This is a genomic window from Allobosea sp. 10L417 (genome assembly GCF_056395485.1).
Genome location: NZ_JBFTJP010000004.1, coordinates 289,437 through 310,211 on the forward strand (window position 1 = coordinate 289,437; position 20,775 = coordinate 310,211).

Annotated in this window: 18 protein-coding genes; 14 read left to right on the forward strand and 4 right to left on the reverse strand. The window is 66.6% G+C overall.

What is annotated here, in order from left to right:
- The first annotated feature begins 32 nt into the window (after window positions 1–32).
- Window positions 33–1,574 carry an ABC transporter substrate-binding protein gene (locus AC1DE3_RS13705; RefSeq protein WP_476797036.1) on the forward strand — a complete coding sequence of 514 codons (1,542 nt, stop codon included), beginning with the start codon at window positions 33–35 and terminating at the stop codon, window positions 1,572–1,574.
- Window positions 1,575–1,593: 19 nt separating this feature from the next.
- On the opposite strand, the gene AC1DE3_RS13710 is transcribed toward AC1DE3_RS13705, so the two are convergent.
- Window positions 1,594–2,259: a GntR family transcriptional regulator gene (locus tag AC1DE3_RS13710; protein ID WP_441511610.1), complete on the reverse strand. Its 666-nt coding sequence runs from the start codon at window positions 2,257–2,259 to the stop codon at window positions 1,594–1,596.
- A gap of 107 nt (window positions 2,260–2,366) precedes the next feature.
- Between AC1DE3_RS13710 and AC1DE3_RS13715 the strand changes: the two genes are divergently transcribed.
- The 5 genes from AC1DE3_RS13715 to AC1DE3_RS13735 are packed head-to-tail and all read left to right on the forward strand — an operon-like array spanning window position 2,367 to window position 8,411.
- The gene (locus AC1DE3_RS13715) at window positions 2,367–3,251 is read left to right on the forward strand and encodes an alpha/beta hydrolase family protein (protein WP_476779593.1); all 885 of its coding nucleotides are present in this window, start codon (window positions 2,367–2,369) and stop codon (window positions 3,249–3,251) included.
- Between the two features lie 29 nt (window positions 3,252–3,280).
- Window positions 3,281–4,822 carry an ABC transporter substrate-binding protein gene (locus AC1DE3_RS13720; RefSeq protein WP_476852444.1) on the forward strand — a complete coding sequence of 514 codons (1,542 nt, stop codon included), beginning with the start codon at window positions 3,281–3,283 and terminating at the stop codon, window positions 4,820–4,822.
- A 60-nt stretch (window positions 4,823–4,882) separates the two neighbouring features.
- Window positions 4,883–5,827: an ABC transporter permease gene (locus tag AC1DE3_RS13725; protein ID WP_476779595.1), complete on the forward strand. Its 945-nt coding sequence runs from the start codon at window positions 4,883–4,885 to the stop codon at window positions 5,825–5,827.
- Window positions 5,828–5,877: 50 nt separating this feature from the next.
- Complete coding sequence (locus tag AC1DE3_RS13730) at window positions 5,878–6,696, forward strand: ABC transporter permease (protein ID WP_441511862.1); 819 nt, start codon at window positions 5,878–5,880, stop codon at window positions 6,694–6,696.
- Window positions 6,693–8,411 (forward strand): ABC transporter ATP-binding protein, encoded by a 1,719-nt coding sequence (locus AC1DE3_RS13735; protein WP_476797038.1) that lies wholly within the window; start codon window positions 6,693–6,695, stop codon window positions 8,409–8,411. The genes AC1DE3_RS13730 and AC1DE3_RS13735 overlap by 4 nt, the downstream gene beginning before the upstream one ends.
- A 105-nt stretch (window positions 8,412–8,516) precedes the next feature.
- Here AC1DE3_RS13735 and AC1DE3_RS13740 read toward each other — a convergent pair whose 3' ends face one another.
- Genes AC1DE3_RS13740 through AC1DE3_RS13750 form a run of 3 tightly spaced genes read right to left on the reverse strand, consistent with a single transcriptional unit; the run spans window position 8,517 to window position 11,516 of the window.
- A complete protein-coding gene (locus AC1DE3_RS13740; protein ID WP_476779597.1) occupies window positions 8,517–9,710 on the reverse strand; it encodes an extracellular solute-binding protein in 1,194 nt (397 codons plus the stop codon).
- A gap of 31 nt (window positions 9,711–9,741) precedes the next feature.
- On the reverse strand, window positions 9,742–10,776 hold the full coding sequence (locus AC1DE3_RS13745) for an N-acetylglucosamine-6-phosphate deacetylase (protein WP_476797039.1): 1,035 nt from the start codon (window positions 10,774–10,776) through the stop codon (window positions 9,742–9,744).
- Window positions 10,777–10,778: 2 nt separating this feature from the next.
- Window positions 10,779–11,516: a glucosamine-6-phosphate deaminase gene (locus tag AC1DE3_RS13750; RefSeq protein WP_476797040.1), complete on the reverse strand. Its 738-nt coding sequence runs from the start codon at window positions 11,514–11,516 to the stop codon at window positions 10,779–10,781.
- A 125-nt stretch (window positions 11,517–11,641) separates the two neighbouring features.
- On the opposite strand from AC1DE3_RS13750, the gene AC1DE3_RS13755 reads away from it, so the two are divergent.
- The 8 genes from AC1DE3_RS13755 (at window position 11,642) to AC1DE3_RS13790 (ending at window position 20,671) form a co-directional block, all read left to right on the forward strand.
- On the forward strand, window positions 11,642–12,826 hold the full coding sequence (locus AC1DE3_RS13755; RefSeq protein ID WP_476797041.1) for an ROK family transcriptional regulator: 1,185 nt from the start codon (window positions 11,642–11,644) through the stop codon (window positions 12,824–12,826).
- Between the two features lie 149 nt (window positions 12,827–12,975).
- Entirely contained in the window at window positions 12,976–14,151 is a 1,176-nt protein-coding gene (locus tag AC1DE3_RS13760) for an extracellular solute-binding protein (RefSeq protein ID WP_476779601.1), read from the forward strand.
- A 2-nt stretch (window positions 14,152–14,153) separates the two neighbouring features.
- On the forward strand, window positions 14,154–15,176 hold the full coding sequence (locus AC1DE3_RS13765) for a Gfo/Idh/MocA family protein (RefSeq protein WP_476797042.1): 1,023 nt from the start codon (window positions 14,154–14,156) through the stop codon (window positions 15,174–15,176).
- A gap of 12 nt (window positions 15,177–15,188) precedes the next feature.
- Window positions 15,189–16,199 carry a Gfo/Idh/MocA family protein gene (locus tag AC1DE3_RS13770; RefSeq protein ID WP_476797043.1) on the forward strand — a complete coding sequence of 337 codons (1,011 nt, stop codon included), beginning with the start codon at window positions 15,189–15,191 and terminating at the stop codon, window positions 16,197–16,199.
- A 167-nt stretch (window positions 16,200–16,366) separates the two neighbouring features.
- Window positions 16,367–17,893 carry a xylulokinase gene (locus AC1DE3_RS13775; protein WP_476852445.1) on the forward strand — a complete coding sequence of 509 codons (1,527 nt, stop codon included), beginning with the start codon at window positions 16,367–16,369 and terminating at the stop codon, window positions 17,891–17,893.
- A 12-nt stretch (window positions 17,894–17,905) separates the two neighbouring features.
- Window positions 17,906–18,718, forward strand: coding sequence for an SDR family NAD(P)-dependent oxidoreductase (locus AC1DE3_RS13780; protein ID WP_476797045.1), 813 nt, complete (start codon window positions 17,906–17,908; stop codon window positions 18,716–18,718).
- A gap of 1 nt (window position 18,719) precedes the next feature.
- Window positions 18,720–19,676, forward strand: a complete 957-nt coding sequence (locus AC1DE3_RS13785) for an ABC transporter permease (protein ID WP_441511596.1) — start codon at window positions 18,720–18,722, stop codon at window positions 19,674–19,676.
- 32 nt (window positions 19,677–19,708) lie between these two features.
- A complete protein-coding gene (locus tag AC1DE3_RS13790) occupies window positions 19,709–20,671 on the forward strand; it encodes a sugar ABC transporter substrate-binding protein (protein WP_476797046.1) in 963 nt (320 codons plus the stop codon).
- Window positions 20,672–20,775: the final 104 nt, after the last annotated feature.

Here is a 20,775-nt window from a genome sequence, read left to right on the forward strand (position 1 = left end):
GCCCTGACGGCATAACGGCAAGGGGAACGAGAATGATCCGCATTTCGGCGCCTGCTCTCGCACTCGCGCTCATCGGCGGCGCGGTCCAGGCGCAGACGATCAATGTCGCGCTCAACGCCGACATCCGCTCGACCAATCCGGGCGTCAACCGCGACGACAACACCGACGCCGTGGTGCTGCACATGGTCGAGGGCCTGGTCGGGTATCGCGAGAATGGCGCCGTCGCGCCGCTGCTCGCCGAGAAGATCGAGATCTCGCCCGACGGGCTGACCTACACCTTCCACCTGCGCAAGGGCGTGAAGTTTCACAACGGCGCCGAGATGACCTCAGCCGACGCGCTGTGGAGCTGGAACCGCTACATGGACCCGAAGACGGACTGGCGCTGCAAGCCTGAATTCGACGGCCGCCTCGGCCTCAAAGTCACCGAAGCGACCGCCCCGGATGCCAGCACCTTCGTGATGAAGCTGGAGAAGCCGAGCGCGCTCTTCCTCGACACCATGGCCCGCACGGACTGCGCGATGGTCGCGATCATCAACAAGGACTCCGTCAAGGCCGATGGCGGCTGGGACAAGCCGATCGGCACCGGACCGTTCCAGCTCGCAGACTGGCGCCGCGGCGAATTCGTCCTGCTCAAGCGCTTCGACAGTTACGTCTCGCCTGTTGGAGACAAGCGCGACGGCTATGTCGGCTCCAAGCGCCCGCTTGCGCAGGAGGTCAAGTTCCTCGCGATCGCCGATGGCGCGACCGTCAAGGCCGGCCTGATGTCGGGAGCGCTGGATGTCGCCGACGTTCCGGACGAGGACGTGCCGGAGATGAAGAAGAGCGGCCTGCAGGTGCTGACCGCGCCGAGCGCCACCAAACACACGATCCTGCTCCAGACCCGCGACCCGGTTCTGAGCGATGTGCGCATGCGCCAGGCGATCGTCTCCGCACTCGATCTCGACGAGATTGTCGGCGCCGCCTCGAGCGGCCTCGGCAAGACCAACAACTCGGCGGTCTACATCACCTCGCCCTTCTATGACGAGGTCCAGAAGAGACGCTACAGCCACGACCTCGCCCGCACCAGGAAGCTACTCGCCGAAGCCGGCTACAAGGGTGAGACGATCAGGCTGATCGCCAACAAGCGCTCGACCGTGCCAAGCTATCCCGTCGCGATCATGGCGCAGGCGATGCTGCAGGCCGCCGGTATCAAGGCCGAGATCGAGATCCTCGAATGGGCGACGCAGCTCGACCGGTTCTCGAAGGGCAACTACCAGATGATGTCCTTCAGCTATTCCGCCCGCATCGACCCCGCCCAGAGCTACAATCAGTTCTCCGGCCCGAAGGACAAACTGCCCTCGAAGGTCTGGGACAATGCACAGGCCAACGCCCTCATCGAGAAGGCGACGCTGGTCAATGACGAGGCCGAGCGGAAGAAGATCTTCGACCAGTTGCATGTGATGATGCTGGCCGATGCGCCGCTGGTCTTCCTCTACAACCAGGTCGATACGGCGGTGGTCTCCAAGCGCCTGCAGGGCTTTTCCCCCTGGGTCGCCTCCAAGCCGCGCCTCTGGGAGGTCGGCATCGCCAAGTGAACCTTGCGGGGCGAGGCGATCAGCCCGGCGCCGCTGCCGCCAGCCCGCGTGTGCCGCCCGTCAATATGTGGTCCGCGATCACCTTGGCGAGGCGCGGCGCATCCCCGGCCTTCAGGGCCTCGATCATCGCATAGTGCTCGCGGTCGCTGCGCAGGAGCGATTCATGCGAGCTCCAGACCGTCATCTGCGTGCCGCGCTCGCGGTCGCGCAGCCCCCAGATCATCTCCTCCAGCACGGCATTGCCGCAGAAGGAATAGAGCAGTTGATGGAAGGCACGGTTGATCTCGCTCTGCTCGGTGCGGCTGCCGGTGAGCACAACGGCGGAGAATCGTTCCGCGGCCTCGGTCAAGCGCGCGACCGCCGCCGTGTCGATACGCGCGGCGATGCCGTCCGCCGCCGCCGTCTCCAGAACGATCCGCGTTGCCTGGATCTCCCTGTAGGTCTTCATATCGACTTCGGCGACGCGATAGCCCCGGTTGGGGACATGCTCGATCGTCTTCCGCACGGCGAGCTCGTCGAGCGCGCTGCGCACGTCGAAGCGCGTCGCCTGGAAGCGTTCCTCCAGGTCGATTTGGCGCAGCCACTCGCCCGGCCGGAATGCGCGCAGCCGGATCGCCTGCGCGATCTCGTTGGCGAGGATGGCCCGCCGGGTGCCGGCGTTTTCGCGTTTCCGCTGGGATGTCATGGTTGGCTCTCTAGCAGGATTCGGGCGGCGCGACAGAAGTTGGTTGCGAAGCCAACCATAACATGCAACAAAATTGGCGCCAATAATTTCGCCAGAGGAGAGAGCCCGTGAGCGCCGTGGCAGAACAGACCGCTAAGCCGGAAATCGAGGCGGCCGCGCGCGCCAAGGCGCTTTACGAATACGGTCCGACCTCGATCTACGCCGCGAAGCACGATCCGCGCTTCCCCTATTGCCTCTATGTCCCGCCGAGCCTCGGCGAAGGCGGCGAAAAGCCCGAGCTGATCGTCGCGATGCACGGCACCGGTCGCGGCTTCACCGGCTATCGCGACGCCTTCTCCGCCTTCGCGCGCTGGAACAACTGCATCATCCTGGCGCCGCTCTTCCCGATCGGCGTGATGGGCGACGGCTATCGCGACGGCTTCAAATACATGCGCGAGGGCAAGCTCCGTTACGACCATGTGCTGCTCGCCATCGTCGAGGAGGTTTCCGAGCGCTATGGCATCGCCTTCGACCGCTTCGGCCTTTTCGGCTATTCCGGCGGCGGGCACTTCGCCCACCGCTTCCTGATGCTCCAGCCGAACAAGCTCTGGGGCGTCTCGATCGGCGCGCCGGGTTCGGTGACCTTGCTCGATCCGACCCGCGACTGGTGGGTCGGCACGCGCGACTTCGCCACACTCTTCGGCCAGGAACTCGACATCCCCGCAATGCAGAAGGTCGCGGTCCAGATGGTCGTCGGCGCCGCCGATCTCGAGACCTGGGAGATCACCCATAAGCCGGGCGGCCGCAACTGGATGCCCGACGCCAACCATGCCGGCGCCACCCGCCCCGAGAGGCTGGCCAAGCTGCGCGACAACTTCGCGGAGAACGGCATCGCCGCGCGCCTCGACCTCGTGCCGAACACGCCACATGACGGGGTCAAGGTCGTGCCGGTCGTCGAGGATTTCTTCGCCGGCGAACTCCGCCGTATCCGCGCCGCCCGCAAGGCCGGCTGAACGATCACAACGACAACAGGGGAACCATCATGAAGCGCCTCCTTGTCTCCGCCGCTACGCTCGCCCTCTCGGCCGGCGCCCTGCAGGCCCAGACGCTGACCGCCGTGCTCAATGCCGACATCCGCTCAACCAACCCCGGTGTGAACCGGGACGGCAATACCGACGCGGTCGTGCTGCATATCGTCGAGGGCCTCGTCGGCTATGCCGAGGACGGCTCGGTCGGCCCGCTTCTGGCCGAGAAGGTCGACCTCTCGCCCGACGGCAAGACCTATACCTTCCGCCTGCGCAACGGCGTGAAGTTCCACAACGGTGCCACGATGACCTCGGCCGATGTGCTGTGGAGCTGGAACCGCTACATGGACCCGAAGACCGATTGGCGCTGCCTGTCCGATTTCGACGGGCGCAACGGCCTCAAGGTCGTCTCGGCCACGGCCCCGGATGCCAACACCTTCGTCATGGAGCTCAACGCGCCGAACGGCCTCTTCCTCGACACGCTGGCCCGGGCAGATTGCGGCGGCACGGCCGTGATCCACAAGGATTCGGTGAAGGCCGACGGCAACTGGGACAAGCCGATCGGCACCGGCCCCTTCATGCTCGGCGAATGGAAGCGCGCCCAGTCGGTCCAACTCCTCGCTTTCGACCAGTACACCTCGCCGAAGGGCGACAAGCGCGACGGCTATATCGGCTCGAAGCGGCCGCTGGTGAAGGAAGCGCGCTTCATGGTCATCCCCGACGCGGCGACAGTGAAGGCGGGTTTGCTTGCAGGTTCGCTCGACATGGCGCTGATGCCGGAATCCGATGTGCCCGACCTCAAGGGCGCACCCAACGTCGCGCTCGCAATCGCGCCTAACCCGGTCCGGCACAGCCTCATCATCCAGACCCGTGATCCGGTGATGAAGAACCAGGCCCTGCGCCAGGCGATCGCCGCCGCGATCGACTTCCCCGAACTCGTCGCCAACGTCTCCAACGGCCTCGGCAAGCCCAACAACTCGCCGGTCTACACGACCTCGAAATACTATGGCGACGTCGAGAAGCAGGGCTTCAAATACGATCCCGCCGCGGCCAAGGCCCTGCTCCAGAAGGCCGGCTACAAGGGTGAGAAGATCGTCATCCTCGCCAACAAGCGCTCCAGCGTGCCGAGCTTCAACACCGCCGTCATCGCCCAGGCAATGATGCAGGCAGTGGGCATCGACGCCGAGATCGAAGTGCTGGAATGGGCGACGCAGCTCGACCGCTACAACAAGGGCAACTACCAGATGCAGGCCTTTTCCTATTCGAGCCGCTTCGACCCCGCTCTCGGATTCGAGCAGATCGCCGGCCCGAAGGACAAGCAGCCGCGCAAGGTCTGGGAAGACCCGGAAGCGCTCGCCCTGATCGACAAGTCGATGGTTGTGACCGACCCGGCCGAGCGCCAAAAGCTCTTCGATGAGCTGCACAAGCGCTTCATCGACCAGGTGCCGACCATCTTCACCCATAACGACCTCGACATCATCGCCCATTCCAAGCGCCTGACCGGTGTGACGCCGTGGGCGTCGCAGCTGCGGCTCTGGGAGGTTGGCGTCGCCAAGTAAGGGGGCGCCTCCGGCCCTGGCTTTGGCCGGGGCCGGTATTGAGGCTTGGGAGGGCCTTCGATGTTTCGTTTCGCGCTGACGCGGATCGCAATGGCGTTGCCGACGCTGCTGATCGTAGCAGTCTCGGTCTTCGTCCTGATCCGCCTGATCCCTGGCGACCCCGCGCAGCTAATGCTGGGTGATCTGGCGACGCCGGCAAGCCTCGCCGATCTGCGGGCCCGGCTCGGCCTCGACCAGAGCCTGCCGGCGCAGTTCGGCATCTGGTTCGGCAAGGTGCTGACCGGCGATTTCGGCCAGTCGATCTCGTCGCAGCAGGCGGTTCTGCCGCTGATCCTGCAGCGCTTCGCCGTCAGCGCCCAGATCGTGCTCGTCGCGGTGCTGCTGGCGAGCCTCGTCGCGGTGCCGGCCGGCGTGATCGCCGCCTGGAAGCAGGATACCCCGGTTGATCTCGGCCTCGTCGCCACCGCGACGCTGCTGCTCTCGATCCCCACTTTCTGGCTCGGCCTGCTGCTGCTGCTGTTCTTCGGCCTCAAGCTCGAATGGCTGCCGGTCGTCGGCTATGTCTCGATCGCCGAGAACCCCTGGGCCGGCATCCTCTATCTGATCATGCCGATCATGACGCTGTTCCTGCACGAGATCGGCGTGATCCTGCGCATGGCCCGCGCCTCGACGCTCGAGGTGCTCCGGCTCGACTACATCACCCATGCCCGCGCCAAGGGCCTCTCGGAGAGCGCCGTGCTCTGGCGCCACGCCTTCAAGAACGCCTTCGGCCCGACCTGGACGCTGATCGGCCTCGTGCTCGGCAATCTGCTCGGCGGCATCGCGGTGGTCGAGACCGTCTTCACCATCCCGGGACTGGGGCGCCTGCTCGTCGATGCGATCTTCGCCCGCGACTATCCGGTGATCCAGGGCTGCATGCTCTTCGTCGCCTTCACCTATGTGCTGGTGAACCTCGTCATCGACCTCTGCTACCCGGTCTTCGATCCAAGGGTGACCGCGCAATGAGCAGTGACAGCACCATGAGCACTGGCGGCTCCGTGAAGAAGGCCAGCCGCATGAAGCTCCCGGCTCCCAACGCGATCGTCGGCGGCACGCTGATCGGCATCCTGCTCGCGACCGCCGGCACCGGCGCGCTGTGGACGCCCTACGACCCGCTCAAGCTCTCCTTCCGCGAGAAGCTGGCGGCGCCGAGCGCCCTCCACTGGCTCGGCACCGACGAGTTCGGCCGCGATGTGCTCTCGCGCCTGATGGCGGGCGCTGCGACCTCGGTCTGGATCAGCCTGCTCACCGTTACGCTCGCGGTCGTGCTGGGCACGCTGATCGGCCTGTTCTCCGGCTATATGCGCGGCTGGACCGACCGCATCATCATGGCCTTCAACGATGCGCTGCTCGCCTTCCCCGGCATCCTGCTGGCGCTCGGCCTGCTGGCCGTCGTCGGTGCCAACAAATACGGCATCATCGTCGCGCTCGGCATCGCCTACACGCCCTCGGTCGCTCGCGTCGTGCGCGGGGCCGTGCTCTCGCTGCGCGAGCGCGAGTTCATCGCGGCCTCCCGCGTCATGGGCAATTCCGAAGCCTTTACCATGGCCCGCCACATCCTGCCGAACTGCATCGCGCCGCTGACCGTGCTGGCGACCTCGATGTTCGGCTATGTCCTGCTGGCGGAAAGCGCGCTCTCCTTCCTCGGCCTCGGCGTACCCCCGCCGGCCCCGACCTGGGGCAACATGCTCGCCGGTTCCAGGCCCTATATCGGGCAGGCGGTCTGGCTCGGCATCTTTCCGGGCCTGTGCATCTCGCTGACCCTGCTCGGCATCAACCTGCTCGGCGACGCCGTGCGCGACAAGCTCGACCCGCGGATGAGGGGCTCGCGATGACCAAAGCGTCTTCAAGCGCAGTGGACACCGGTTCGCGTCAAGAAAGCGCGTCGAGCAAGACTGCTGCCCCGCTTCTCGATGTCGCCAATCTCACATTGAAGATCGGCGGCTCCGGCCGCACCGTCGTCAACGACGTCTCCTTCCAGGTCTTCCCCGGCGAGATCGTCGGCATCGTCGGCGAATCCGGCTCTGGCAAGACGCTGGCCGCCCGGGCCGTGATGGGCTTCATCCCGCCCGCGGTCGCGCTCACCTCCGGCACGATCCGCTTCGACGGGCAGGATGTGATGGCGATGTCGGGCAAGGATCTGCGCGCCATGCGCGGCGCCAAAGTCGGCATGGTCTTCCAGGAGCCGATGACCTCGCTCAACCCGTCGATGCTGATCGGCCGCCAGCTCGACGAGGGCCTGGCGCTGCATCGCAAGCTCGACGCACCCGCCCGCCGCGCGCTGATCCTCGACATGCTCCGGCGCGTCGGCCTGCGCGATCCGGAGGGCGCGCTCGCCGCCTATCCGCACCAGTTCTCCGGGGGCATGCGCCAGCGCATCATGCTGGCCTCGGTGATGCTGCTGAAGCCCGCCCTGCTGCTGGCCGACGAGCCGACGACGGCGCTCGACGCCGTCGTCCAGCGCGACGTGATGGAGCTGATGGTCGAATTGACCCAGGCCAACAACACCGCCGTGCTCTTGATCTCGCATGATCTCGGCATGGTCGCGCGCTATTGCAGCCGCATCGTCGTGATGTGCCAGGGCGATGTGGTCGAGCAGGGCAAGGCCGAGGACCTGCTCGCCCGGCCGCAGCACCCCTATACCCGCAAGCTGCTCTCGGCGATGCCGCATCGACTGCCGGCGCGATTGCTGCCTGTGGCCAAGACGCCGATCGTGGCGGTGCGCGACCTCGTCGTCGAATATCCCGGTCGGCAGGGCTTCTTCCGCAAGGAGCAGGCGAAGCGGGCGCTACACGGCATCAGCCTCGACGTGAAGCCGGGCGAGGTCGTCGCCGTGGTCGGTGGGTCCGGCTCGGGCAAGACCACGCTCGGCCAGTCGATCGCGGGCCTGGTCAAGCCGGCCGGCGGCGAGATCCGCTTCAACGGCAAGCCGATCACGAAGAGCGAGACGGCCTATTGGGACTACCGGCTCAACTGCCAGATGGTGTTCCAGGACCCCTACTCCTCGCTCGACCCGCGCATGACGATTCAACAGCTCGTGGCCGAGCCGCTGCGCCTGGTGCCGGACATGACCCCGGCCGACCGGAAGGCGCGCGTCGCCGAGGTTCTGACCGAGGTCGGCCTGAAGGACGGCTTCGCCGAGCGCTATCCGCACGAGCTCTCCGGCGGCCAACGCCAGCGCATCGCGATCGCCCGCGCGATCGTGCGCCGCCCGAGCTTCGTCATCGCCGACGAGCCGGTCTCGGCGCTCGACGTCACGGTCCGCGCGCAGGTGCTCGAGCTCTTCGACGAACTCCAGAAGAAGCACGGCTTCTCCTGCCTGTTCATCAGCCATGATCTCGGCGTGGTCGAGCAGGTCGCCGACCGGGTCATCGTCATGCAGGATGGCCGCATCGTCGAGGAAGGCCCCCGCGACGACATCTTCGACAATCCGCAGCACGCCTATACCCGCAAGCTCCTCGCCGCGGTGCCCGGCCTCGAAAGCACTGGCGACGGCGGTGTCCGGCTCTTCTGGAGGCTCGGCGAGGCCGAAGCTCCGATCCCGGCCTGATTGCCCGCAACGGAAACGGCCCGGAATCCATCGTCGGTGGCGGCACCGTGCGATGGCTTCCGGGCCTCTCTCGCTCCACGGAGTGAGAGTTGATCGCACGTTCCGTCAGCGCTTGCGCTTGGCGCCGACCAGCTCGTCCCATTTGCGGAAGGCGACGACCATCTTGTCGGGCTTCAGCGGCAGCTCGATCGGGTTCTTGGCGATGAGATCGGCGTATTCCGGCCGGCCGAACTCCGCGATCACCTCTTGGCTCCGCTTCGGCGCCAGCGAGAGCGGCACATCCTTCACCGCCGGCCCCGGATAGAGATAGCCCTCGTCATAGGAATAGGCCTGCATCTTCGGCGTCAGCACATGCGCCATGATGTCGAGCACGACGGCGAGGCGATCGTTCGGGATGCCCTTCGGCACGCACATGAAGAAGGCGTCCGAGACCCAGTGGAAGCCCTTCAGCGTCTGGATCTTCGCTTCCTTCGGCACGATGCCGAGCGCGCGCGGGTTGATGTCCCAGCCCGTGGTCGAGATGATGATGTCGCGCGAGCCGTCGCCGAACTCCTTCATCGTCGCGCCGGTGCCGGCCGGGTAGTATTCGATGTGCTCGCCGAGCTCCTGCAGATAGGCCCAGGTCTTGTCCCACCCATTGACCGGGTCCTGCGGGTCCTTGTCGCCGAGGATATAGGGCAGGCCCATCATGAAGGTGCGGCCGGGGCCTGAGTTGGTCGGGCGCGCATACATGAACTTGTTGGGATTGGCCTTGGCCCAGGCCAGCAGCTCCTCGGCCGTGGTCGGCACCTGCTTGACGCGGTCCGGCATGTATTCGAGCAGCGGGCCGGACGGATAGTAGTTCACCACCGTGCCGAAGCCGGCGCCCTGGACCTTGTGCAGGTTGAGCGCCGCCGGCTCGTAGTTCTGCTCGATGTTGGGGAATTTCTCGGCGAAATCGGGGAAGATCTTGAGCCAGAGATTCTGCTCGAGACCGGCCGCGAGGCCATCCGAGCCGGTCAGCACGAGGTCGAGATCGGCGCGGCCGGCATCCTGCTGTGCCTTGATCTTGCTCGCCAGCTCCGGTGCCGGCGCCTTCACATAGGTGATGCGCGAGACCAGCTTGGGATTGGCGTTGCGGTAGTCGTCGAAGGCCTGCTGCATCAGCGCCAGAGCACCGCCGACATCGATGATGTTGATGCCGACCGGGGCCGAGGGCAGCGGCGGCGCGGCGGCGAAGGCGCCGCTTCCTCCGATGGTCAGCGCGCCGAGACCGCCCAGGACGGTGCGGCGATCGACGCCTTTCGAGAATTCGCTCATTGTTTTCCCCTCTTGCTTGTTGGTGAGGTCGTCAGGCTGCTGCCCCGGCGGCGAAATCGCGGCGCTCGTTGCCGATGCGCACGCCGCGGATGCGGAGTTCCGGCGACCATTCGATCGCGTTCTCCGGCAAGGTGATACCAGCGGCGACCAGCGCCCCGGCGATGCAGGCAAGCGCATGGGTCGAGGCCATGGCGATCGCTTCCTCGGGCGAGGCAATCCCCCAGGCCACGAGATTGCGCACGGCATCGTCGAGCTTGAGCGCCGAACCCGCCAGCGAGGCGCCGCCCGGCTGGCGCACCGAGCCGTCCGCGGCGAGATCGACCGGCATGCCGGCGAAGCTATAGCGGCCGGGCGCGGCGCCCGCCGCGACCACCGCATCGGTGACGAGGATCGAGCGCTCAAAGCCCTTCGCCCGGATCAGGCTCTTCAGTGCCTTCGGGTGAATATGGATGCCGTCAGCGATGAAACCGGCCATCAATCGATCCTCGGCGAGCTGCGCGAAGAGCGGATTGACGAGCTTGTGCATCTGTTGCGGCAGGCCGTTGCCGAGATGGGTCGAGAGCGTCGCGCCTGCATCGGCAGCGGCGGCGACGGTCCCGAAATCGGCGGCGGAATGGCCGATGGCAACGACCTTGCCCATGCGAGCAAGTTGACCGGCGAGCGCGACGCCGCCTTCGACCTCCGGCGCCAAAGTCACCATCAGGATCGGCCGCGACAGCAGCTGGTCAAGATGCGCGACCAGTTCGGCCGTTGCTGCCGTCATCGCCTCCGGCGGGTGGCAGCCGGAATAACCTGCGGTCGGATTCAGGAACGGGCCTTCGAGATGGTAGCCCGGGCACATCAGCGGCCCGAGCCGGCTGCCGCTCACCGCTGCGTCGAGCGCGCGGAAGCGCTCTTCCAGCTCATGCGGATGCGCGGTGATGATCGTCGGCAGGCAGGTGGTCACGCCCGTCGCCAGCATCGCCTCCAGCGCCCGGTCGAGCTCATCAGCCGTGATCGTGCCGGAGTTGAAATCCACCCCGGCGAAGCCGTTGACCTGGAGATCGACGAGACCGGGCGTGCGCATCGTCAGCCCTTCCGGCTCAGCAGCGACGCGGCCGGCGGATCGATAAACAGCACCGTGCGCTTGTGCGTCTGGAGGATGGAGGCCGGCGCCAGGTTGCTGACCGGCCCCTCCAGCGCGGCCTTGGTCGCCTCGGCCTTGCGCGTGTCGGAGACGGAGAGGACGATCAATTCGCTCTTCAGGATCTGGCGGATGCTCATCGAGATCGCCTGCTGCGGCACGTCCGCGAAGCTCGGGAACCAGCCCTCGCCGAATTGCTGGCGCCGGCAAGCCTCGTCCAGATTCACGATGAGATAGGGATCTTCCGCGTCGAAATCGGCCGGTGGATCGTTGAAGGCGAGGTGGCAGTTTTCCCCGATGCCGGCAAAGCAAACGGCGATGCGCTTGCCGGCGATCAGCGCGTTGAGCTGCTTCACCGCCGCCGCGGCATCGCCCTCACCATCGACGGGGATGAAGGTCGGCGCGTTCTTGAGCGGCGCCATGAAGCGCTCGCGCAGATAGCGGCGGAAGCTCGCCGGATGGCTCTCGGGCAGGCCGACATATTCATCAAGATGGAAGGCCGTGACCTTCTTCCAGTCGATACCCTCGGCCACCACGAGATGGCTCAGCATCTCGAACTGGCTCGCCCCGGTCGCTACGATGATCGTCGCTTCGCCATGGCGGGCAAGCTCCTCGCGGATCGCCTGTGCGCCAAGCGCTGCCGCCTGCCGGCCGAGCCCGTCTTTGTCAGAGGCAACATGCATCTCGATCATCAATTTTTGAACCTTTTCCGTCAAAAAATTTCCGATATTCTGCTACCGAGCTTATGAAGCTTCGGCTGAAACGCAACGATTAATTTTGAACGCAACCGTTCTGAATAGAGCCTGCCTTGTCCCTGCTGACGATCGACGAAAGCCGCCTTGCGCTTGCCCATGACCGGGACTGCGCCCGCATCTACCGGCTGATCCTGAACGGCGAGGCTCATTCCCGTGCCGATATCGCCCGCATCCTCCAGCTCCGCTCGACCAGTGTCTCGCGCGTCGTCGGCGAGCTCATCGCCCGCCGCCTCGTCATAGAGACGGTCGGCGAAGCAAGCGGGCGCGGCCGTCCTCCCGCGATCCTCGTCGCCCATACCCGCCGCATCGGCGCCTCCGTGATCTATGTCTCCAGCCAGTCGCTGTCAGGCGCGCTGGTTGATCTGAATGGTTATCTCGTCGCCGAGCGCCGCCGTCCCATTGCGAGCGATGCCGACAACGCAGCCATCGCCGCGGCGATGGCTGAACTGGCGCGAGACCTCCTCGACGCGATGCCGCCGGGCATGAGCCACGCCGGCACCGCCGTCTCGCTCTCCGGCCTGATCGACCTGAAGCAGGGCCAATGGCTGCTAGCCTCGCGCTGGCCGCGCATGCGCGGGCTCGACATCGCCTCGATCCTCGCCCCCGTCGCCGGACCCGTCACGGTCTGCCGCAATCTCGACGCCGAACTGCGCGCCCGGGCCGCCCGCGAGCCTGAGAATTTCACGGGCGGCACCATCCTGCTGCATTGGGGTTGGGGCGTCGGGCTCGCCTATGCGATGGACGGCGAGCCCTTCGCACCGACCGGCTCCTTCGGCGAAATCGGGCATTGGCGGCTCGCCGCGCTGCAAGATCGCCCTTGCGGCTGCGGCAACACCGCCTGCCTCGAAACCGGCGCCGCGCTCTGGTCACTGCTCCCGGCGCTGCGCCGGCACTGGGCCGATCTCGATCAGGATGAGATCCGGCTTGCGCGGCAGCTTGCCGGGCTGGACCTCCTGTCCTTGCCGGAAATCGACATGGCAGCGCAGCTGCTCGCCCGCGCGCTCGCCAATGCCTGTCGCCTGCTCTTTCCCGCCCGCATCGCGGTGAGCGGTCCCTTCTCCGCCAACCCGCAGCTCTGGGCCCGGTTCAACACGCTGTTCCGGGCGGAAGGCACGATGGACGGCTTTGCCGTCCCGGACCTCTCCGGCGCGGCCGCCAGCCACCTTTACGAGATCCACGGCGCGGCCTCGCCGCTGCTCAGCCGCGCGGCGGAGTCGCTCCTCCTCGAACAAGTCTGATCCGCCCGTTCATCGCATGCTCCGAAATGGTGCCGCCCATGCCAGCGAATGCGCTGGCGTGCCACAACGTGGTGCACTAGTATCCCAGGCAAGAGCTCCTGATGCCGATCATGGCACGCCAAAAGAGAGCCAAACCCCAGGGAGAGACCATGAACCATCCGACACGCCGAACCATCATGGCCGGAGCAGCCGGCCTTGCCGCATTGAAAGCCGGCGGCGCGCTGGCACAGAGCGCCCCGGTCGCGCTCAACATCATCGACGTCGCCGGCAATCTGCAGCTGACGCAGGTCGCCATCGAGCGCTTCGCCAAAGAGAATCCGAAGCTGATCTCGCGGCTGAACTTCTCGCGCGCGCCCTCGCCGGAGCTGCCGGCCAAGCTCAAGGCGCAGCAGGCGGCCAACCGCGTCGACATCGACCTTGTGCTGACCGGCCCCGGCGCCATGTCGGACGGCATCCAGCAGGGGCTCTGGGTCGATGTCTGGAAATCCCACGCCAAGGACCTGCCGAAGCCGGAAGAGGTCTATCACGAGCAGGCGCTGATGATGCAGCGCAACTTCGGCCAGAACGAGGGCGTCGCGGTCGTCTATTCCCCCTCCGGCCCGCTGTTCGAGTACGCGCCGGAGCGTCTCAAGGCCGTTCCGAAGACCGCCGAGGAGCTGCTGGCCTATGTCAAGCAGAACCCGAAGCGCTTCACCTATGCCCGCCCCGTCAATTCCGGCCCCGGCTGGACCTGGCTGCAGGGCCTGCCCTACATCCTCGGCGACGCCGACCCCACCGATCCGATGAAGGGCTGGGACAAGAGCTGGGCCTATCTCAAGGAGCTCGGCACCGGCATCGACTACTATCCGGGCGGCACCGCCGCGACGATGAAGGAGCTTGGCGAAGGCACCCGCGACGTCATCGTCTCGACGCTGGGCTGGGACATCAACCCGCGCGTGCTCGGCATCGTGCCGAAGGAGGCCAAGGTCTTCGTGCTCGCCAACACGCACTGGATCCCGGACACCCAGTTCATGTGCATCCCAAGGGGCGTGACGGCCGACAAGATGCCGGCCCTCGTCGCGCTGATGGCCCATATGCTCAAGCCGGAGGCACAGGCCGTGACCTACGACAAGGGCTATTTCTATCCCGGCCCGGCCGTGAAGGGCGTGACGCTCGCCATGGCGCCGCAGGAAAGCCGCGATGTCCTCGCCGAATATGGCCGGCCGGAATATGACGGGCTGATCACCAGCCTGCCGACCAAGCCGCCACTGACCCCGGAGCGCCTCGTCGCTGCCTTCCGGCGCTGGGATCAGGAGATCGGCGTCGGCCACGGGGCGCCGCAATAGACATGCGCTTCGCCGCCATCGGCCTCGACCACCGCCACATCTACCATATGGTCGGTGGCCTCCTCGAAGCCGGCGCGACCTGCGTCGGCTTCGATCCCGCGACCAGCGACGAGCGCGTCCTCGCCGGCTTCCGCGAGCGCTTCCCGGACCTGCCGGAAAGCACGGCCGAGCGGCTGATCGACGACCCGTCGGTCGAGCTGATCGTCTGCGCCGCCGTGCCGGCGGACCGGGCCGCCATCGCCATCCGCGCCATGCAGGCCGGCAAGGACGTGATGGTCGACAAGCCCGGCGTCACCAGCTTCGACCAGCTCGGCGCAGTGGAAAAGGCGGTCGCCGAGACCGGCCGCATCTTCTCGATCTGCTTCTCCGAGCGCTTCATCGTTCCCGCGACGATAATAGCCAGCAAATTGATTGCCGACGGGGCAATCGGCCGCGTCGTTCAGACGCTGGGCATGGGCCCGCACCGCCTCAACCGCGGGATCCGACCCGGCTGGTTCTTCGATAACAGCCACTTCGGCGGCATCCTCACCGACATCGCCTCGCACCAGATCGACCAGTTCCTGCATTTCACCAGCTCGAATGATGCAGAGATCGTGGCCTCAGGTGTCGGCCATTTCGGCGGCCCCGACCTGCCCGATTTCGAGGATTTCGGCGAGGTCCTGCTGCGCAGCGACAGGGCCGGCGGCTATATCCGCGTCGACTGGTTCACCGCCGACGGCCTGCCGACCTGGGGCGACGGCCGCCTGACCATCCTCGGCACCGAAGGCACGATCGAACTGCGCAAATATGTCGACATCGCCGGCCGCCCCGGCACCGACCATGTCTTCCTCGTCGACAAGAACGGCACCCGCCACATCGACGCCTCACGCGAGCCGCTGACCTATTTCCGCGACCTGATCGCCGACATCGGCGCCCGCAGCGAAACCGCGATGAGCCAGCGGCACGCCTTCACCGTCTGCAGGCTCGCGCTGGAAGCCCAGGCCAAGGCCGCCTGGCTGCCCGCGAAACCTGCTGCTCGTGCCTGAGGATCGCCTGACATGAGACGCAAACTCGGTATCGCCGTGATCGGGCTCGGCCCCGCCGCCCTGCCGCACTCCAAAAGCCTTCTCGATCTCGCCGACCGTGCGGATGTTTGCTGGGCGGTGAGCCGGACGCCCGATCGGGCCAAGGCCTACGCCGCCCAGTTTCCCTTTCCGACGACCACCGATCTCGACGCCGTTCTGACCGATCCTGCGGTTGACGCCGCCATCGTGCTGACGCCGCCGAGCAGCCATCTCGACGTTTCCGCCCTGTGTCTCGAAGCCGGCAAGCATGTTCTCGTCGAGAAGCCGCTCGAATTGACGAGCGAGCGCGGCCAGCGCCTCGTCGACACCGCCCGCCGGACAGGCAGGACCTTCGGCGTCGTGCTGCAGCATCGCTTCCGCCCCGCCAGCCTGCGCCTCAAGGCCGCGCTACAATCGGGCGAACTCGGTACCATCGAGGCCGCCTTCCTCTCCGTGCCCTGGTGGCGCCCGCAGAGCTACTATGACGAGCCCGGCCGCGGCACGCTCGCCCGCGACGGCGGCGGCGTATTGCTGACCCAGGCGATCCACTCGCTCGACCTGTTTCGCTCGCTGGTCGGCGTCTCCAGGGTCGTCGCGGCTCAATCCCGCACCACTGCCCTCCACCGCATGGAGACCGAAGACTACGTCTCCGCGCTGCTGGAGACCGGCGACGGCGCCCCCGCCACGCTGGTCACGACCACCGCCGCCTATCCCGGCTATCCCGAGCGCATCGAGATCACCGGCGCGAAAGGCTTCGCGGCCCTGATCGGCGGGCGGCTGCGCCTCGCCTTTCTCGACGGGCGCGAGGAGATCGTCGAAGCCGAGGGCTCGACCGGCAGCGGCGCCAATATCATGGACTTCCCACACGACGCCCATCGCGCCGTCATCGCCGATTTCCTCGACGCAATAGAACAAGGCCACGACCCGGTCGTCACCGGCGAGGAAGCGCTGGCGTCGCAACGCCTCGTCGACGATATCCTCAAGGCTGCACGCGGTGCGGCCTGACGGCGTCCGCCTCCTTGACTTCGGCGCGATTTGGCTGCCGATGACCCGACCGCCGTCCTTCCGGGCTTGACCCGGAATCCATCGTAGAGCACCGGAGCCCGTCGGTGGATTCCGGATCGACGCCGCCAACGCGGCTTGTCCGGAATGAGGGGTGTGGTTCTATCCTCATGCAGCAGATCAGCGTCGTCCTCGCCTGCGATCTCGGCGGCAGCAGCTTCCGCGCTGCGCTGATCGATCCGAATGGCGCGGTTTTGGCCGAAAGCGCCGCCGCCGGTCCCGCTCTCGACGATCGCCTCGGGCATTCGCAGGTCGCGGCCGAGGGCTGGTGGACGCTCCTCCTCGAGACCGCCGGCGATCTGGCGCAGCAGGAGCCCGATCTTTTCGCGCGGATCGAAGCCATCGCGATCTGCGGCGTCACCCGCACGCAGATCTTCCTGGGCCATGACGGCAACGAGCTTCGCCCGGCATTGACCTGGAAGGATGCCCGCTCGGACGCGGTCGCAACGAAACTTCGGGAAGCGCTGGGCAGCCATTCGGAAGCAGGGCGCATCAACGCCTTCCATCCGCTCGCGCGGCTCGCCTGGCTGGCGGAAGCGGAGCCGGAGAATTTTCGCGCTCTCGCCCGCGTGCTCGAACCGAAGGACTATCTGAATTACCGCCTGACCAGCCGTCAGGCGAGCGACCCGGTTTCGATGGCGCGGCTTATCACCTGCGCGGAAACGCCCGACGAGGCCTCGGCGCTCGACGCCATCGGTCTGTCGCCGGCCGTGATCCCGGCGATCCTCGAACCCTGCGACGCCGTCGATCCCGTTCGGGCCGGCTTGCCCGCGCCATTCGATCGGCTCGCCGGTATTCCGGTCTTCTGCGGTTGCAACGACACCTGGGCAGCAGTGGCCGGGCTCGGCGCCCTGCGCACGGGCTATGCCTACAACATTTCCGGCACGACCGAGGTGCTCGGCGTGCTCGGTCCGAAACAGGCCGAGGCCGAGGGCCTCATCACCGTCGACTGGCGCGGCCTCTGGCATCTCGGCGGCCCCAGCCAGAACGGCGCCGACACAGCCGCCTGGCTGGTCGATCTGCTCGGCGGTTCGGATAGCGTCGGCGGCAGCATCGATCGCCTGCTCGCCGGCGAGCGTCATCCCCAGCCCGTCATCTTCCTGCCCTATCTGCAGGGCGAACGCGTGCCCTACTGGAACCCGAACCTGCGCGGCGCCTTCATCGGGCTCGGCCGCCGGCATGGGCCGACCGACCTCGCCTATGCCGTGCTGGAAGGTGTCGCCTGCCAAAATCGCCTCGTTCTGGAGCGTGCAGAAGCGGCGCTCGGCAGCCGTGTCGGCGAGATCCGTTTCGGCGGCGGCGCGGCTGCCAATCCGGTCTGGGCGCAGATTAAGGCCGATCTCTGCGACCGCCCGATCGTGGTCGGCCGTGCCGGGGAACCCGGTCTGCTCGGCGCCGCGATCATCGCCTGGACAGGACTCGGGCGCTTCGCTTCGCTGGAAGCGGCCCAGGATGCGCTGGTCGAGGTCTCCAGCCGCTACGAACCGGATCCCGCCCGGCGCGCAGCCTACGACGCGCTCTACCGCCTCTATCGCCGCAGCGAGGAAGCGCTCGCCGCGATCTCGGCTGACCTTACGGCGCTGGCGCAGACCTCGGCTGCGTTGCCCGGCCTTACCAACCCGAAATCGACCCCGTAAGAACGCTTCCCCATGCCGACGCGACCCGCCATGAACAGCCCGCAGCAAAGCGCTCCCATCACGCTCCTGACCGGCGCCTCGGGAGGCATCGTCGGTGCGCTTGCCGTAACTCTCGCACGCGCTGGCCACAGGCTGGTACTCTCCGGTCTCGACCAACCTGGTCTCGACGCAGTGGCGGCGGACGTCGCGGCAGCCGGCGGCGAAGCGGTGACGCTTGCCGGCGATGTTCGCGAACGCGATCTCGCCCAATCCCTCGTCGATCTCGCCGTGTCGAAATTCGGCCGGCTCGACCATCTCGTCACCGGCGCCGGCGCCTCGCGGCCGGTGCCTATGGTCGAAATGGAGGACGAGGAGTGGGACCAACTGGTCGACGTCAATCTCTCGGCAGTGTTCCGCATCTCCAAAGCCGCCGCGCGCCGGATGATCGCCCAGAGCGAGGGCGGTGCGATCGTCCATATTTCCTCGATCGCCCACAGCAATGGCGGCGCCAATCTCGCTTATGGCTCGGCCAAGGGCGGCGTCGCGACGCTGACCTACGGCATGGCCCAGCAGCTCGGCCGGCATGGCATTCGCGTCAATGCGGTTGCGCCCGGCATCATCGATACGCCAATGGTACGAAACGGATTCGCGCAGCAGTTCAATGCGCTGGTCGAGGGTGCGGCGGTGCGCACGCCGCTGGGGAGGCTGGGACGGCCCGAGGATGTCGCCAACGTGATCGCATTCCTGCTTTCGGACGGCGCCGCCTTCGTCACCGGCGCCCTGATCCCGATCACCGGCGGCATCGAGATACTCCAGCCGATCTCCACCATCGCCAGGGGAGCCTGAGTTGGGCCGCATCGACCCACGCGAACTGATCGGGCGCTATGGCACGGCGATCGCCGGCCTGGCGCTGATCCTGTTCTTCCTGATCTTTGCGCAGAACTTCGCCAGCGCCACCAACATCGTCAACGTCCTCAAGGATACGAGCTTCCTCGCCATCCTCGCGCTCGGCTTCGCGCTCGCCTTCACCGTGGCTGAACTCGACCTCTCCGTCGCGGAAATGGCCAGCCTCGCCGCCGTCGTCTGCGGCTGGCTGGTGCAGCTCCAGTACCCGCCGGCCGTTGCGGTGGCGGCGGCGCTCGGCGTCGGCATCGTGCTCGGCTCGCTGAACGGCTACGGCGTCACCGTTCTGCGCATCCCCTCCCTGATCATGACGCTCGGCACCGCCGCCATCGCCAAGGGCCTCGCCTTCATGATCACCCAGGGCGTCGCTTTCGTCGGCCGCTGGCCGGTCGGATTCACCGGGCTCGCCCGCGGCTACACCTTCGGCATTCCCAATCTCGTGCTCTGGATGGCCGGCGCCACGCTCTTCGCCTGGGGTCTCGTCAAATGGACCCGGACCGGCGCCCATATGGTCGCGACCGGCGAGGCGGACGAGGCGGCGCGGCTCGCCGGCATCGCCACGGCTCGGATGAAGCGCATCGGCCTGCTGCTGGCCGGCGTCTTCGCCTCCATCATGGCCGTTCTGCTTGCCGCCAACCTGTCCTCGGCCGCCCCGAATATGGCGGGCGATTATCTGCTCTATGCCATCGCCGCCGTGCTCCTCGGCATGACCATGTTCGATCCCGGCAAGCCCAACGTGCCCGGCACGGTCTTTGCGGCGCTGGTGCTCAAGGTGCTCGGCAACGGCTTGGTGCTGCTCGGCGCGCCCTACTACATTCAGGACATCGTGCTCGGCGCGATCATCATCGGCTCGGTCGCCTTCTCGGCGAGCGCGATGAAGAAGGCGGCGTTCAAGGTCTAGGCGATACAGAACAACAACAGGGGAGAGTTCACATGTTCGGCAAGAATGGGTTCGGCCTGAGGAAGATGCTGCTGGCCGCCGCCGCGCTCGTCGCGCTCGGCCAGTCGTCGGCTGAAGCCTTCGAGGTCGGCATCATCGGCTTCCAGTTCTCGTCGGAGACGCACGCACGCGTCGCCAATGCCGCGGCCGCCGCCGCCAAGGCCAAGGGCTGGAACGTCACGCTGCTGAACTCCGAAGGCGCGCTGCCCAAGCACGCCGAGCAGTTCGATGCGCTGATCGCCAAGAAGGTCGACGCGATAATCATCGCCATGGGCAAGCCGGTCGAGGCCGACGCGCAGTTCAAGGCCGCGAAGGATGCCAAGATCCCGGTCATCACCGTGCAGTCCGGTGCGAGCCCGCATGCGCTCTTCGACATCCAGACCAACGAGTACAAGGTTGGCGCCGACGCCGCGCTCTACCTGCTCGGCCAGCTCGGCTACCAGGGCAACATCGTCTCGGCCCGCTTCGATCTCAACGTCGCCTCGCGCATCCGCGGCCGGCTGCTCGATGCCGTCCTCGCCGAGAACCAGGCGGTGAAGGAGCTCGGCAAGTTCTCGATGGCCCGCACCCAGAGCTGGCGCGACGACGTCCGCGCCGGCATGCAGGCGCTGCTGCTGCAGAATCAGGGCAAGATCAACGGCATCTGGGCTTCCTTCGACGGCCAGGCCTATATCATCGACGACCTGCTGCAGGCTCAGGGCGTGAAGAAGGGCCAGATCCCGCTGATCTCCGTCGATGGCGGCAAGGAGAGCTATGAGCGCATCGCCGATCCCGCCTCGACCTTCGTCGCCACGGTTGCGATCCCCTTCGAGGAGATGGGCAAGCAGGCGGTCGACGCGATCCAGGCGATCGTTGTCGAGAAGAAGCCGAAGGAGAGCATCACCTCTGGCCCCTATCTCTTCACGGAAGCCGTACTGGTCGACAAGAACAACGTCCAGCAGTTCCTGAAGAAGTGAGGGCGTGCGCCCTTTCCGCGTCATGGTCGGGCTTGTCCCGGCCATCCACGTCTTCCGTGATCGAAGACCATGTTCAAGACGTGGATGCTCGCCACAAGGGCGAG

What these genes read in the sequence shown, in the direction of transcription:
- AC1DE3_RS13735 (WP_476797038.1), top strand. Translation starts at nt 6,693, where the DNA reads ATGACCAAAGCGTCTTCAAGCGCAGTGGACACCGGTTCGCGTCAAGAA.
- AC1DE3_RS13775 (WP_476852445.1), top strand. Translation starts at nt 16,367, where the DNA reads ATGCAGCAGATCAGCGTCGTCCTCGCCTGCGATCTCGGCGGCAGCAGC.
- AC1DE3_RS13760 (WP_476779601.1), top strand. Translation starts at nt 12,976, where the DNA reads ATGAACCATCCGACACGCCGAACCATCATGGCCGGAGCAGCCGGCCTT.
- AC1DE3_RS13745 (WP_476797039.1), bottom strand. Translation starts at nt 10,776, where the DNA reads ATGCGCACGCCCGGTCTCGTCGATCTCCAGGTCAACGGCTTCGCCGGG.
- AC1DE3_RS13720 (WP_476852444.1), top strand. Translation starts at nt 3,281, where the DNA reads ATGAAGCGCCTCCTTGTCTCCGCCGCTACGCTCGCCCTCTCGGCCGGC.
- AC1DE3_RS13770 (WP_476797043.1), top strand. Translation starts at nt 15,189, where the DNA reads ATGAGACGCAAACTCGGTATCGCCGTGATCGGGCTCGGCCCCGCCGCC.
- AC1DE3_RS13765 (WP_476797042.1), top strand. Translation starts at nt 14,154, where the DNA reads ATGCGCTTCGCCGCCATCGGCCTCGACCACCGCCACATCTACCATATG.
- AC1DE3_RS13705 (WP_476797036.1), top strand. Translation starts at nt 33, where the DNA reads ATGATCCGCATTTCGGCGCCTGCTCTCGCACTCGCGCTCATCGGCGGC.
- AC1DE3_RS13730 (WP_441511862.1), top strand. Translation starts at nt 5,878, where the DNA reads ATGAAGCTCCCGGCTCCCAACGCGATCGTCGGCGGCACGCTGATCGGC.
- AC1DE3_RS13790 (WP_476797046.1), top strand. Translation starts at nt 19,709, where the DNA reads ATGTTCGGCAAGAATGGGTTCGGCCTGAGGAAGATGCTGCTGGCCGCC.
- AC1DE3_RS13710 (WP_441511610.1), bottom strand. Translation starts at nt 2,259, where the DNA reads ATGACATCCCAGCGGAAACGCGAAAACGCCGGCACCCGGCGGGCCATC.
- AC1DE3_RS13750 (WP_476797040.1), bottom strand. Translation starts at nt 11,516, where the DNA reads ATGCATGTTGCCTCTGACAAAGACGGGCTCGGCCGGCAGGCGGCAGCG.
- AC1DE3_RS13725 (WP_476779595.1), top strand. Translation starts at nt 4,883, where the DNA reads ATGTTTCGTTTCGCGCTGACGCGGATCGCAATGGCGTTGCCGACGCTG.
- AC1DE3_RS13740 (WP_476779597.1), bottom strand. Translation starts at nt 9,710, where the DNA reads ATGAGCGAATTCTCGAAAGGCGTCGATCGCCGCACCGTCCTGGGCGGT.
- AC1DE3_RS13780 (WP_476797045.1), top strand. Translation starts at nt 17,906, where the DNA reads ATGCCGACGCGACCCGCCATGAACAGCCCGCAGCAAAGCGCTCCCATC.